This window comes from Pseudomonas frederiksbergensis (assembly GCF_003732665.1).
Lineage (GTDB): Bacteria > Pseudomonadota > Gammaproteobacteria > Pseudomonadales > Pseudomonadaceae > Aquipseudomonas > Aquipseudomonas frederiksbergensis_G.
The window spans coordinates 546,548-559,209 of sequence record NZ_MOBP01000001.1; the positions used below are offsets into that span (position 1 = coordinate 546,548).

Here is a 12,662-nt window from a genome sequence, read left to right on the forward strand (position 1 = left end):
CTGCAAATAGGCGTGCCTATAGTCCTGTCATCCTCCACCGCCAGTACGGACCCATGATCAAACAATCGCTTGCCCGCTTTACCCGCCTCGACCTGCTCGGCCATCCCACCGCCCTGGAAAAACTCGAACGCCTGTCGACGTGGCTGGGCCGCGATGTGTACGTCAAGCGCGATGACCTGACGCCGCTGGCCATGGGCGGCAACAAGTTGCGCAAACTCGAATACCTGGCCGCCGATGCACTGGCCCAGGGCGCCGATACCTTGATCACCGCCGGCGCGCTGCAATCCAACCATGTACGCCAGACCGCCGCCATCGCGGCAAAGCTTGGCCTGAGTTGCGTGGCGTTGCTGGAAAATCCGCTGGGCACCGACGACGCCAACTATGTAGGCAACGGCAATCGGCTGTTACTGGATCTGTTCGACGCCAAGGTCGAGCTGGTGGAAAACCTCGATAACGCTGACGACCAACTCCAGTCCCTGGCCGATCGCCTGCGCAACAACGGCAAGAAACCATACGTGGTGCCGATTGGCGGCTCGAATGCCTTGGGCGCGCTGGGCTATGTGCGCGCCGGGCTGGAACTGGCGGAACAGATCAAGGACACCGGCCTGACTTTTGCCGCCGTGGTCCTGGCATCGGGCAGCGCCGGGACCCACAGCGGCCTGGCGCTGGCACTGAATGAAGTACTCCCGGATTTGCCCGTGATTGGCGTGACGGTGTCCCGCAGCGACGAAGATCAGCGGCCGAAAGTCCAGGGCCTGGCCGAACGCACGGCGGAGCTGCTGGGTGTGAGCCTGCCGAAGCGTTTCAAGGTTGAACTGTGGGACGAATACTTCGGCCCACGTTATGGCGAGCCGAATGCCGGGACGCTGTCAGCGGTGAAGTTGCTGGCGAGTCAGGAAGGGTTGCTGCTCGATCCGGTGTACACCGGCAAGGCCATGGCCGGGTTGCTCGATGGCATTGGCCGTGGGCGTTTTGATGACGGCCCGATCATCTTCCTGCACACCGGCGGGGCGCCGGCGTTGTTTGCCTACAAAGACTTTCTGTAGTCGACCGATCGTTCCCACGCTCCGCGTGGGAATGCAGCCCGGGACGCTCCGCGTCCCATTGGAACGCGGAGCGTCCCTTGAGGCATTCCCACGCAGAGCATGGGAACGATCATGCATCACATATTCCACAAAAGAATAATAAAATCTATATTTAGTATTTTCCTATCTAACGCCAGCATCATATAGTCGCGCCGCAGGCGAATTTGGCGCGAGACGCATAAGCTGCTTTAGGGCAGGATATCGCAATCGTTCAAATCCCGATTTTGCCAACATTCCTAATAGCGTCTTCCATAAGAAAACACAGGGGCTTGTCATGAATTTTTCCGCACTACGTCGCAACCTGCTGGTAGGTTCGCTGGGCCTGGCACTGAGCGCCGGCCTGTTGGGGCAAGCGGTTGCCGGTGAGCAGCTGCAAAAAATCAAGGACGCAGGCGTGATCAACGTCGGCCTGGAAGGCACTTACCCACCGTTCAGTTTCGTCGACGCCGACGGCAAACTGGCCGGCTTCGAAGTCGAGCTCTCCGAAGCCCTGGCCAAAAAGCTGGGTGTTAAAGCCAAGATTCAGCCAACCAAGTGGGACGGCATCCTCGCCGCTCTGGAATCCAAGCGTCTGGACCTGGTGGTCAACCAGGTGACCATCTCCGACGAGCGCAAGAAGAAGTATGACTTCTCCGAGCCGTACACCATCTCCGGGATTCAGGCGCTGGTGCTGAAGAGCAAGGAAGCCGCGCTGAACATCAAGACAGCCGCCGACCTGACTGGCAAGAAAGTCGGTGTAGGCCTTGGCACCAACTACGAACAGTGGGTCCGGGCCAATGTGCCGGGCGCTGACGTGCGCACCTACGACGATGATCCGACCAAGTTCGCCGACCTGAACAATGGCCGTACCGATGCCATCCTGATCGACCGTCTGGCGGCGCTTGAATACGCCAAGAAAGCACCGAAAACCGTGGCTGCCGGCCAGGCATTCTCCCGTCAGGAATCCGGTATTGCCCTGCGCAAAGGCGAGCCAGAACTGCTGGCTGCAGTGAACAAGGCCCTCGACGAGCTGCGTGCCGACGGCACCCTGGCCAAGATCTCGGAAAAATACTTCCAGACTGACGTCACTAAATAATGGAAGAAGCTTTCCAACTCGCACTGGACTCCGCGCCCTTCCTGCTCAAGGGCGCGTACTACACGGTGATTCTGAGCCTGGGCGGAATGTTCTTCGGCCTGGTGATGGGTTTCGGCCTGGCGTTGATGCGCCTGTCGCGGTTCAAATCGATCAGTTGGCTGGCCCGCATCTACGTGTCGTTCTTTCGCGGCACGCCGTTGCTGGTGCAACTGTTCGTGATCTATTACGGCTTGCCGCAATTGGGCGTCGAACTTGATCCGCTGCCGGCCGCCCTGATCGGCTTCTCGCTGAACATGGCCGCCTACGCCTGCGAAATCCTGCGTGCCGCGATCAGCTCCATCGAGCGTGGCCAATGGGAAGCCGCCGCAAGTATCGGCATGACCCGTGCGCAGACCCTGCGCCGGGCCATCCTGCCGCAAGCGATGCGCACGGCCCTGCCGCCGCTGGGCAACAGCTTCATTTCGCTGGTCAAGGACACCGCGCTGGCCGCCACCATCCAGGTGCCGGAACTGTTCCGTCAGGCACAGTTGATCACCGCCCGGACTTTCGAAGTCTTCACCATGTACCTTGCCGCCGCCCTCATCTACTGGATTCTGGCCACGGCGCTCTCGCACCTGCAGAACAAGTTGGAAGAGCGGGTCAATCGGCATGACCAGGAGTCCTGACCCATGATTGTCGTGGAAAAACTGACAAAGCAGTTCAAGGGTCAAGTGGTGCTCAACGGCATCGATCTGGAAGTGAAGGAAGGCGAGGTCGTGGCGATCATCGGGCCCAGCGGCTCGGGCAAGACCACGTTCCTGCGGTGCCTGAACTTCCTCGAAGAACCCACCAGCGGCCGGATCAAGGTCGGCGACATCGAAATCGATGGCAGCCGCCCGCTGAACCAGCAGCAGGGCCTGGTGCGACGTCTGCGCCAGCACGTGGGCTTCGTGTTCCAGAACTTCAACCTGTTCCCGCACCGCACGGCCCTTGAGAACGTGATCGAAGGCCCGATCGTGGTGAAGAAAATCCCCCATGCCGAAGCCGTTGCCCTGGGCAAAAAGCTGCTCGCCCGGGTGGGTCTGGCGGGCAAGGAAGACGCTTACCCGCGACGCCTTTCCGGAGGCCAGCAACAGCGTGTGGCGATTGCCCGGGCGCTGGCGATGGAGCCGGAAGTCATCCTGTTCGATGAACCCACTTCCGCGCTCGACCCGGAGTTGGTCGGTGAAGTGCTGGCGACCATCCGCAGCCTCGCCGAAGAGAACCGCACCATGGTCATCGTCACTCACGAAATGGGCTTTGCCCGGGACGTGGCGAACCGCGTGGTGTTTTTCGACAAGGGTGTGATCGTCGAGCAAGGCGAATCCAAGGCGTTGTTTGCCAATCCGAAAGAAGAACGGACCCGGCAGTTTCTCAGCAAGTTCCTCAACAACTCGCACAACTGAAAAAATGATTTAAATCTTGTTAACTTCCATGGACGGAAGTAACAGTTCCCTTCTGCGTTAAAACGCCCACTTCTCGAATCCACCTATACAACTTTGCCTGCCTGATTGCCGTACATATATATGTTCTGCAACAGATTCCTCCTGCCTAAAATACGCCATTAACCCGAACCGCCCGGTTCAATGGGTCAGCGCACCCGATACGTCAAACCGGGAGAAACCGGGGTAAAGTTCGACAGTACGATGGCGTTTATTAACTGCGTCGCGTAGGAATTTTCTGAATAACACTGAATCCATCACCCAACTAACAAACTCTATTGACACCTATTCCGGCGCACTCTTATCTAGTCTGCAACAGGCGCCAATCATCCCGACTCATTCGTTATTAACACGAACTTTTTGTTGCCCGGTGATTCACGCCTATTGAACTTCCAGAAACGGACTTCGCTGCAAGGCTTCAAGGAGAAACCCATGACGAGCATCTCGAACAAACCCGAACTTGCGGCCCCGACCCTGGCGCAATCTCACAGGAGCGGCATCAACATCACCTCGGCCGCCCACTTGCTGATCGCCGTCGCGCCTTACCCCGGCATGGACGAAGGCGACCTGATCGAACTGTACTGGGACAACTGCTACGTGGCCTCAAAAGCCCTGATCGTCGACGACATCAATCAACCTGTGCAACTGCGAGTGCCCGAGAGCTTTGTCATCAATGGCACCTCACACGTGCACTACCGCGTCATGCAGGTCGGACAAGACCCGGCGCTGTCACTGACGACCCGGGTGCAGATCAAGCTCGATTGCCCGGGCGGCCAGTCGCCGGCCGTGTCCGGCGACGAAAACCAGGGCCTGGCCCCGGTGAATTTGCCCGAGACCATCCGCCGCCATGGCGTCAACCCGAACCAGATCAAACGTGGTGTGCCGCTGACCATCGAGCCTTACCTGAACATGGCCGTCGACGACGAAATCACCCTGCGGTGGGGCGATGTGCGCATGGACCTGCCCAAACTCGAGGCGAACGACATCGGTCAGCCGATCCAGGTCTGGGTGCCGCCAGCGATCATTCTCGAAGCGGGCGAAGACCTGAGGCTGGAAGTGACCTACTGCATCCTCGACCGCGTGGGCAACAACTCACGCTGGGCACCGCCGCGAATGTTGAGGATCGGCTGCGCCAACCCCTACCTGAAAGTGCCGTTGAAAGAAGAACTCAAAGCCGCCGAATCCCGCAAAAAGTAAAACCACCACCAACCCTGTGGGAGCGGGCTTGCTCGCGAAGAGGCCGTGTCAGTCGACATCAATGTTGAATGACACACCGCTTTCGCGAGCAAGCCCGCTCCCACAGGGGGCCCGCTCCCACACAGGGGGGCCTATTCAGGTTCAGCTGTTGCTCCACAAACAACTGTTGCCCTGCGGACAGACGCCCTTCTATGCATATTCCCAAAAGTTAGTTTATTAATTATTTACACACGCTTAGGGTATATACACCGGACCACCGGACATTCTTGTTTTTCGTTCGCCGCCACCATCGCGGCGTTTTTCATGAAATGTGAGGTAGGTATGGTCCGGAACACAATCACCCCAGTGCAGATCGCCAGGGCATTGCGTGCAGCCAAGGAGCGGCACTGATGTCCAGTCTGGCAGAAGCCACTATCCAGAGTGACCTGGATATCGCCCCCCTGTTGTTGCCCGCGCAGGTATTGCGCAACGACGCACAAGCCATCAAGGCTGCCCATGAGCTGGCGCAAACCGCCCGTCTGCAAGCGGCCAAACGTGACCAGCAGCGCAAGTTGCCGTGGTCGGAAATCGAACAGTTCACCCGTAGCGGCCTGGGCAGCATTGCCATTCCGCGCGAGTACGGCGGCCCGCAGGTTTCGTTCGTCACCATCGCTGATGTGTTCGCGATTATTTCTGCGGCCGACCCGGCGCTGGGGCAGATCCCGCAGAACCAGTTCGGCATCCTGAACCTGGTGCTCGGCAGCGCGACTGAATCGCAGAAAAAACAGCTATTCAAAAGCGTGCTCGAAGGCTGGCGCATCGGCAATGCCGGGCCGGAACGCGGCACCAAAAACACCCTGGAACTCAAGGCGCGGATCACGGCGGATGGCGACGGTTTTGTCATCAGCGGCCAGAAGTTCTACTCCACCGGCGCGCTGTTCGCCCACTGGGTCGCGGTCAAGGCGCTGAACGACGACGGCAAGCAAGTGCTGGCCTTCGTCCGTCGTGGCACGCCGGGGCTGCGCATCGTCGATGACTGGTCGGGTTTCGGCCAGCGCACCACCGCCAGCGGCACCATTTTGCTCAACAACGTGCGGGTCGACGCCGAGCTGGTGGTGGATAACTGGAAGATCAACGACAGCCCGAATATCCAGGGCGCCGTCTCGCAATTGATTCAAGCGGCCATCGACGCCGGCATCGCTCGCGGCGCCATCGACGACGCCATCGAATTTGTGAAAACCCGCGCCCGTCCATGGATCGACGCCAAGGTCGAACGGGCCAGCGACGATCTGTATGTGATCGCCGACATCGGCAAATTGAAGATCGAACTGCACGCCGCCGAAGCGCTACTGCGCAAGGCCGGGCAAGTGCTCGATCAAGTCAACGCCGCGCCGCTCACCGCCGAATCCGCCGCCCGCGCTTCGATTGCCGTGGCCGAAGCCAAAGTGCTGACCACAGAGATCTCGTTGCTGGCCAGCGAAAAGCTCTTCGAACTGGCCGGCAGCCGCGCCACCCTCGCCGAATTCAACCTCGACCGTCACTGGCGCAACGCCCGCGTGCACACCTTGCACGACCCGGTGCGCTGGAAGTACTACGCCGTCGGCACTTACCACCTGAACGGTACTTTGCCGGCTCGCCATTCCTGGATTTAACGACCAGACCTCTGGAGAAACACATGACTCTTTCTCACCACGTCGCGGTCATAACCAGCGATGAGCAAGCCCTGATCGTCGCCAGTGACCTGGCCGAAGATTTCCAACGCGACAGCGCCCTGCGCGACCGCGAACGCCGTTTGCCGCACCCGGAACTGGAAGTGTTTTCCCGCTCGGGCCTTTGGGGCATCAGCGTGCCAAAGGAATACGGCGGCGCTGGCGTGTCCAACGTCACCCTGGCCAAAGTCATTGCCCTGATCGCCCAGGCCGACGGCTCCCTCGGGCAAATCCCGCAGAACCATTTCTACGCCCTCGAAGTGCTCCGCGTGAACGGCAGCGAAGCGCAGAAAAAACGCCTCTACGCCGAAGTTTTGGCCGGTCAGCGTTTCGGCAATGCCCTCGCCGAACTCGGCACCAAAACCGCCCATGACCGCGTCACCAGCCTCACCCGCGACGGTGATGGTTATCGCATTAATGGCCGCAAGTTCTACGCCACCGGGGCGATTTACGCCCAGCGCATTCCGACTTCCGTCGTGGACGAAAACGGCGTGCAGCAACTGGCTTTCGTGCCGCACAACAGCAAAGGCCTGACCGTGATCGACGACTGGAGCGGTTTCGGTCAGCGCACCACTGGCAGCGGTTCGGTGGTGTTTGAAGACGTCTACGTATCCGCCGAAGATGTGATCCCGTTCCAAAGCGCTTTCGAACGCCCGACCACCGTCGGCCCGCTGGCGCAGATTCTCCACGCCGCCATCGACACCGGTATCGCCCGCGCCGCTTACGAAGATGCCCTGCACTTCGTGCGCACCAAAACCCGGCCGTGGATCGACGCCACCCATGAAAAAGCCGTCGATGACCCGCTGACCATCAAGAGCTTCGGCCACCTGGCGATTCGCTTGCACGCCACGGAAGCCCTGCTGGAACGCTCCGGCGAATTCCTCGACAAGGCCCAGGCCAACATGAACGCCGAGACCGTCGCCGCCGCGTCGATTGCCGTCGCCGAAGCCCGGGCCATCAGCACCGAAATCTCCCTCGCCGCCGGCACTACGCTATTCGAACTGGCCGGCAGCCAGGCCACCCTGATCGAACACGGTCTGGATCGTCACTGGCGCAACGCCCGGGTGCACACCCTGCACGACCCGGTGCGCTGGAAGTATCACGCGGTGGGCAATTACTACCTCAATGATGAAAACCCGCCGCTGCGGGGGACCATCTGATGGCCGACGCCAAGAAAAAGATCCTGCTCAATGCGTTCAACATGAACTGCATCGGGCACATCAACCATGGTTTGTGGACCCATCCACGGGACACGTCCACCCAGTACAAAACCATCGAATACTGGACCGAACTGGCGCAACTGCTGGAGCGCGGACTGTTTGACGGGTTGTTCATCGCCGACATCGTTGGCGTGTACGACGTCTACCAGAACTCGGTGGACGTGCCGCTGAAAGAGTCGATCCAGTTGCCGGTCAACGACCCGCTGCTGTTGGTTTCGGCGATGGCTGCCGTCACCAAGAATCTCGGTTTCGGCCTCACCGCCAACCTGACCTACGAACCGCCGTATCTGTTCGCCCGGCGCATGTCGACCCTCGACCATTTGAGTCGCGGTCGCGTCGGCTGGAACATCGTCACCGGCTACCTCGACAGCGCCGCCAAGGCCATGGGCCTGAGCGAGCAAGTCGAACATGACCGCCGCTACGACCAGGCCGACGAATACCTGGAGGTGCTCTACAAACTCTGGGAAGGCAGTTGGGAGGACGGCGCGGTGCTCAACGATCCCAAGCAGCGGATCTACGCCCAACCGGAAAAAGTGCACAAGGTCGAGCACAAGGGCGAGTTCTATCAGGTCGAGGGTTATCACCTCTGCGAGCCGTCGCCGCAGCGCACGCCGGTGCTGTTCCAGGCCGGCAGTTCCGATCGCGGCTTGCTGTTCGCCGGGCGTCACGCCGAGTGCGTGTTTATCAGCGGCCAGAACAAACCATCGACCAAGGTGCAAGTGGACAAGGTCCGCGCCAGTGCGGTCGAGGCCGGGCGCAATCCTGAGGACATCAAGGTGTTCATGGGCCTGAACGTGATCGTCGGCGCCACCGAAGAGCTTGCCTGGAAGAAGCACGCCGAGTACCTGAGCTACGCCAGTGCCGAGGCCGGCGTGGCGCATTTTTCGGCGTCTACTGCGATTGATTTTTCCCAGTACGAGATCGACGAACCGATCCAGTACGTGAAGAGCAACGCGATCCAGTCGGCGACCAAGAATCTGCAAAACAACGACTGGACCCGGCGCAAATTGCTCGAACAACACGCCCTGGGTGGCCGCTACATCACCGTGGTGGGTTCGCCTGAGCAAGTGGCGGATGAGCTGGAATCGTGGATCGCCGAAACCGGGCTGGATGGCTTCAACCTGACGCGGATCGTTACCCCGGAAAGCTATGTGGATTTCATCGATCTGGTGATTCCGGAGTTGCAGCGTCGTGGGTCGTACAAGACCGCTTACGACAGCGGCAGCCTGCGCGAGAAGCTGTTTCACGGTGAGGCGCATTTGCCGGAGCAACACACGGGCTCCGCGTTTCGCCGCTAGAAGCTTCGCGAGCAAGCCCGCTCCCACATTTGGAATGCATTCCCCTGTGGGAGCGGGCTTGCTCGCGAAGAGGCCGACCCAAACACCCAACATTTATGCACTGACTGGAAATCCATCATGACCAAGAAACTTCTAACCCACCCAGTCAAAGCACTGGCCCTGGCCCTCGGCCTGTTCAGCTCGGCGGTATTCGCCGCCGAAGCGCCGCTCAAAGTCGGCACCACCGCCGCGTTCGCCATCCCGCTGGAAGCCGCCGTCGAAGAAGCCTCCAAACAAGGCCTGAAAGTCGAGCTGGTGGAGTTCACCGACTGGATCGCGCCAAACGTCAGCCTCGCCGCCGGTGACATCGACGTGAATTACTTCCAGCACATCCCGTTCCTGGAAAACGCCAAGGCTGCCGCCGGGTTTGACCTGGTGCCGTTCGCGCCGGGGATCATCAACAACGTCGGCCTCTACTCGAAGAAATACAAAAGCTTCGACGAGCTGCCAGAGGGCGCCAGCGTCGCCATTGCCAACGACCCGATCAACAGCGGTCGCGGTCTGCAACTGTTGGCTAAAGCAGGCTTGATCACCCTCAAGCCAGGCGTGGGCTACAAGGCCACCGAAGAAGACATCACCGCCAACCCGAAGAAAATCAAAATCCTCCAGGTCGAAGCCGTGCAACTGGTTCGTGCCTACGACGACGCTGACCTGGTCCAGGGCTACCCGGCCTATATCCGCCTGGCGAAAACCTTCGATGCCGGCTCGGCGCTGCTGTTCGACGGCCTCGACCACAAGGAATACGTAATCCAGTTCGTGATCCAGCCAAAAAGCAAAACCGACCCGCGCCTGATCAAATTCGTCGACATCTACCAGCATTCGCCGGCCGTCCGCGCCGCTTTGGATAAAGCCCACGGCAAGCTCTATCAAGCCGGTTGGGAAAGCTGAAAATGACGGCCGCGATCCAACGGCGACTGGATATTCCAGAGCCTCAGAAAGCCGAACAGACTGAACTGCGCCCGGACCTGAATCGCGCCCACGTGCGCTTCATCGGCCTGGGCAAAACCTACAACGGCCAGCAAGGTCCGGTGGCGGCGTTGCACGGCATCGACCTGGCGATCCAGCGCGGTGAAGTGTTCGGCATCATCGGCCGCAGTGGCGCCGGCAAGTCATCGCTGATTCGCACGATCAATCGCCTGGAACAGCCGAGCACCGGGCGAGTATTGATCGATCAGGTGGACATCGGTGACTTCGATGAAGACCGCTTGGTGGCCCTGCGTCGGCGCATTGGCATGATCTTTCAGCACTTCAATCTGATGTCGGCCAAGACGGTTTGGCAGAACGTTGAACTGCCGCTGAAAGTCGCCGGTGTGCCCAAGGACAAGCGCGAAAAAAAGGTTCGTGAACTGCTGGAACTGGTGGGCCTGCAAGAGAAGCACAAGGCGTATCCGGCGCAGCTTTCCGGCGGGCAGAAACAACGCGTCGGCATCGCTCGCGCCTTGGTGCATGACCCGGAAATTTTGCTGTGCGATGAAGCGACCTCGGCACTCGATCCTGAGACCACGCAATCGATCCTCGGCCTGTTGCGCGAGATCAATCAGCGCCTCGGTTTGACCATCGTCCTGATCACCCACGAAATGGCGGTGATCCGCGATATCTGCGACCGCGTCGTTGTGCTTGAGCACGGCCGCGTCGTTGAGCAAGGCCCGGTGTGGGAGGTGTTTGGCAACCCGCAGCATGAGGTCAGCAAGACCTTGCTCGCGCCGCTGCAACACGCCTTGCCGGAAGAATTGCAAAGCCGCTTGCGCGCTCAACCCCAATCCGCAGAGGCGGCCGTCGTGCTGCGTTTGCAATTCACGGGCAGCGCGACGGATGAACCGGACCTGGCGGCATTGTTCGCCGCCCTCGGGGGTCGCGTGCGGTTGCTTCAGGGCGGCGTGGAGCGGATTCAGGGGCATGCCCTTGGGCAACTGCTGTTGGCGGTAGCCGGTTCGGCCCTGGGCGCCGAGGAACTGCGTCAACGCGCCGGCAACTGGGCGCAACAGGTGGAGGTGCTGGGTTATGTGGTTTGATCGCTTGCTTCAGGGCTTTATCGACACCTTCCTGATGGTGGGCGTGTCGTCGTTAATCGCATTGCTGGTGGGGATTCCGATGGCGGTGATTCTGGTCACCAGTTCCAAGGGCGGGATCTACGAAGCACCAACGCTGAACCGCGTGCTGGGCGCATTCGTGAACCTGTTTCGCTCGATTCCGTTTCTGATTTTGATGGTGGCGCTGATTCCGTTTACGCGGTTGATCGTCGGCACCACTTACGGTGTTTGGGCGGCCGTCGTTCCGCTGACCATTGCCGCCACGCCGTTCTTTGCGCGGATTGCCGAAGTGAGTTTGCGTGAGGTTGATCACGGCTTGATCGAAGCGGCGCAGGCCATGGGTTGCCGGCGCTGGCATATCGTTTGGCATGTGCTGTTGCCTGAGGCGTTGCCGGGGATTGTTGGCGGTTTCACCATTACGTTGGTGACGATGATCAACTCGTCCGCCATGGCCGGGGCGATTGGTGCCGGTGGGCTCGGGGACATTGCGTATCGGTACGGGTATCAGCGTTTTGACAGCCAGATCATGTTGACGGTGATTGTGTTGTTGGTGGTGTTGGTGGCCATCATCCAACTCGGTGGCGATCGCCTCGCACGGGGCCTCAACAAACGCTAGGCAAGTTGCGAACACCTATTGTGGGTGAAGGGGCTTTTGTGGCGAGGGAGTTTACCCCCTCGCCACAAAAGCTCGTCTGCCGTAAGTCATCACCGACCCGCGAAGGGAAGTTTTCGTACAAGAAAATCAGAGTGCCAGCAGGCCCGTTCCCTTTCATTTGCAGGACATTTCCTAGATCATTTCGCACGCTTGCGCCTGCCAAATCCGGTGACTAGTCTTCGGCCCGTCACTGCTCATCAGTGATCGGGTTTAGTAGCCCGGAACAATAGGCGCATAGCATTCATGCTCATGTTCGGCACTTTGCCGGATGCTGAATATGGTGGCTGTGCGTGGGGCATCTTCGGGTGCACCGGTTTTCCTATTGACCGGCCTACTAACCTGCGTACAGCCGCCACCCAACGTTTAGTAGGCGAAGAGTGACGGCTCCTCTGTACCAATAGGAGCAACGCCCATGAAAAGATCCGTTCCCGATCCACCCTCCAACGCACCTGAAACCGACGCCCCGCTCAGAGACCGATCCGCGCTCTATCGTGCAATCGATTTCTACCTCACCGGCGAACAGCCTTCGGCCCCCGATGAACTGCGTTTCTACAACGTCAGTGACGATGTGAGCTTTGAAGACACCCAACTCTACGTCGCGGATTTGCTGCGTTGTGCCTCAGTCACGGCGTATCAGTGCGGTGACCAGCTCAAAGGAGCAGAACGTGCCATGGTGTTTTCGGTTTGGCATTTGCTGGAGATTGCCAAAGCGATGACTGATCGTTCGATTGATTGCCTGGGGATGAAACAGGGCTGAGTCGTCAGTGATATCGCCTTCGCGGGCAAGCCTCGCTCCTACAGGTTTTGTGTCGATCGCAGGATCGAGAATCGACACAAAACCTGTAGGAGCGAGGCTTGCCCGCGAATGGCTGCGAAGCAGCCCCCAGATTGATGGCGTATATTCGGCAAATCCCC

General features: G+C 59.7%; 12 protein-coding genes. All 12 read left to right on the forward strand.

The window, feature by feature from the left end; translation table 11 throughout:
• Positions 1 to 53: 53 nt before the first annotated feature.
• The 12 genes from BK665_RS02560 to BK665_RS02620 all read left to right on the forward strand — a co-directional run bounded on the left by BK665_RS02560 (position 54) and on the right by BK665_RS02620 (position 12,504).
• On the forward strand, positions 54 to 1,046 hold the full coding sequence (locus tag BK665_RS02560; protein WP_123402702.1) for a D-cysteine desulfhydrase: 993 nt from the start codon (positions 54 to 56) through the stop codon (positions 1,044 to 1,046).
• Between the two features lie 313 nt (positions 1,047 to 1,359).
• The gene (gene tcyJ / locus BK665_RS02565; RefSeq protein WP_123402703.1) at positions 1,360 to 2,160 is read left to right on the forward strand and encodes a cystine ABC transporter substrate-binding protein; all 801 of its coding nucleotides are present in this window, start codon (positions 1,360 to 1,362) and stop codon (positions 2,158 to 2,160) included.
• Complete coding sequence (tcyL, locus tag BK665_RS02570) at positions 2,160 to 2,825, forward strand: cystine ABC transporter permease (protein ID WP_185076401.1); 666 nt, start codon at positions 2,160 to 2,162, stop codon at positions 2,823 to 2,825. Before tcyJ ends, tcyL begins: the two co-directional genes overlap by 1 nt.
• A 3-nt stretch (positions 2,826 to 2,828) precedes the next feature.
• The gene (gene tcyN, locus BK665_RS02575) at positions 2,829 to 3,584 is read left to right on the forward strand and encodes an L-cystine ABC transporter ATP-binding protein TcyN (RefSeq protein WP_123402705.1); all 756 of its coding nucleotides are present in this window, start codon (positions 2,829 to 2,831) and stop codon (positions 3,582 to 3,584) included.
• Positions 3,585 to 4,052: 468 nt separating this feature from the next.
• On the forward strand, positions 4,053 to 4,817 hold the full coding sequence (locus BK665_RS02580) for a hypothetical protein (protein WP_123402706.1): 765 nt from the start codon (positions 4,053 to 4,055) through the stop codon (positions 4,815 to 4,817).
• Between the two features lie 389 nt (positions 4,818 to 5,206).
• Positions 5,207 to 6,448: an SfnB family sulfur acquisition oxidoreductase gene (locus BK665_RS02590; protein WP_123402707.1), complete on the forward strand. Its 1,242-nt coding sequence runs from the start codon at positions 5,207 to 5,209 to the stop codon at positions 6,446 to 6,448.
• Between the two features lie 23 nt (positions 6,449 to 6,471).
• Positions 6,472 to 7,665, forward strand: coding sequence for an SfnB family sulfur acquisition oxidoreductase (locus tag BK665_RS02595; protein ID WP_123402708.1), 1,194 nt, complete (start codon positions 6,472 to 6,474; stop codon positions 7,663 to 7,665).
• Entirely contained in the window at positions 7,665 to 9,023 is a 1,359-nt protein-coding gene (locus tag BK665_RS02600) for an LLM class flavin-dependent oxidoreductase (RefSeq protein ID WP_123402709.1), read from the forward strand. Before BK665_RS02595 ends, BK665_RS02600 begins: the two co-directional genes overlap by 1 nt.
• Before the next feature lie 117 nt (positions 9,024 to 9,140).
• Positions 9,141 to 9,950: a MetQ/NlpA family ABC transporter substrate-binding protein gene (locus BK665_RS02605; RefSeq protein ID WP_123402710.1), complete on the forward strand. Its 810-nt coding sequence runs from the start codon at positions 9,141 to 9,143 to the stop codon at positions 9,948 to 9,950.
• Positions 9,951 to 9,952: 2 nt separating this feature from the next.
• Complete coding sequence (locus BK665_RS02610) at positions 9,953 to 11,074, forward strand: methionine ABC transporter ATP-binding protein (protein WP_123402711.1); 1,122 nt, start codon at positions 9,953 to 9,955, stop codon at positions 11,072 to 11,074.
• On the forward strand, positions 11,064 to 11,708 hold the full coding sequence (locus tag BK665_RS02615) for a methionine ABC transporter permease (protein WP_123402712.1): 645 nt from the start codon (positions 11,064 to 11,066) through the stop codon (positions 11,706 to 11,708). Before BK665_RS02610 ends, BK665_RS02615 begins: the two co-directional genes overlap by 11 nt.
• Before the next feature lie 451 nt (positions 11,709 to 12,159).
• Entirely contained in the window at positions 12,160 to 12,504 is a 345-nt protein-coding gene (locus tag BK665_RS02620) for a DUF6124 family protein (RefSeq protein ID WP_123402713.1), read from the forward strand.
• Positions 12,505 to 12,662 lie beyond the last annotated feature (158 nt).

Excerpts from the sequence above, each read along its gene's own strand:
- BK665_RS02560 (WP_123402702.1), top strand. The coding sequence starts at position 54 with ATGATCAAACAATCGCTTGCCCGCTTTACCCGCCTCGACCTGCTCGGC.
- tcyJ (WP_123402703.1), top strand. The coding sequence starts at position 1,360 with ATGAATTTTTCCGCACTACGTCGCAACCTGCTGGTAGGTTCGCTGGGC.
- tcyL (WP_185076401.1), top strand. The coding sequence starts at position 2,160 with ATGGAAGAAGCTTTCCAACTCGCACTGGACTCCGCGCCCTTCCTGCTC.
- tcyN (WP_123402705.1), top strand. The coding sequence starts at position 2,829 with ATGATTGTCGTGGAAAAACTGACAAAGCAGTTCAAGGGTCAAGTGGTG.
- BK665_RS02580 (WP_123402706.1), top strand. The coding sequence starts at position 4,053 with ATGACGAGCATCTCGAACAAACCCGAACTTGCGGCCCCGACCCTGGCG.
- BK665_RS02590 (WP_123402707.1), top strand. The coding sequence starts at position 5,207 with ATGTCCAGTCTGGCAGAAGCCACTATCCAGAGTGACCTGGATATCGCC.
- BK665_RS02595 (WP_123402708.1), top strand. The coding sequence starts at position 6,472 with ATGACTCTTTCTCACCACGTCGCGGTCATAACCAGCGATGAGCAAGCC.
- BK665_RS02600 (WP_123402709.1), top strand. The coding sequence starts at position 7,665 with ATGGCCGACGCCAAGAAAAAGATCCTGCTCAATGCGTTCAACATGAAC.
- BK665_RS02605 (WP_123402710.1), top strand. The coding sequence starts at position 9,141 with ATGACCAAGAAACTTCTAACCCACCCAGTCAAAGCACTGGCCCTGGCC.
- BK665_RS02610 (WP_123402711.1), top strand. The coding sequence starts at position 9,953 with ATGACGGCCGCGATCCAACGGCGACTGGATATTCCAGAGCCTCAGAAA.
- BK665_RS02615 (WP_123402712.1), top strand. The coding sequence starts at position 11,064 with ATGTGGTTTGATCGCTTGCTTCAGGGCTTTATCGACACCTTCCTGATG.
- BK665_RS02620 (WP_123402713.1), top strand. The coding sequence starts at position 12,160 with ATGAAAAGATCCGTTCCCGATCCACCCTCCAACGCACCTGAAACCGAC.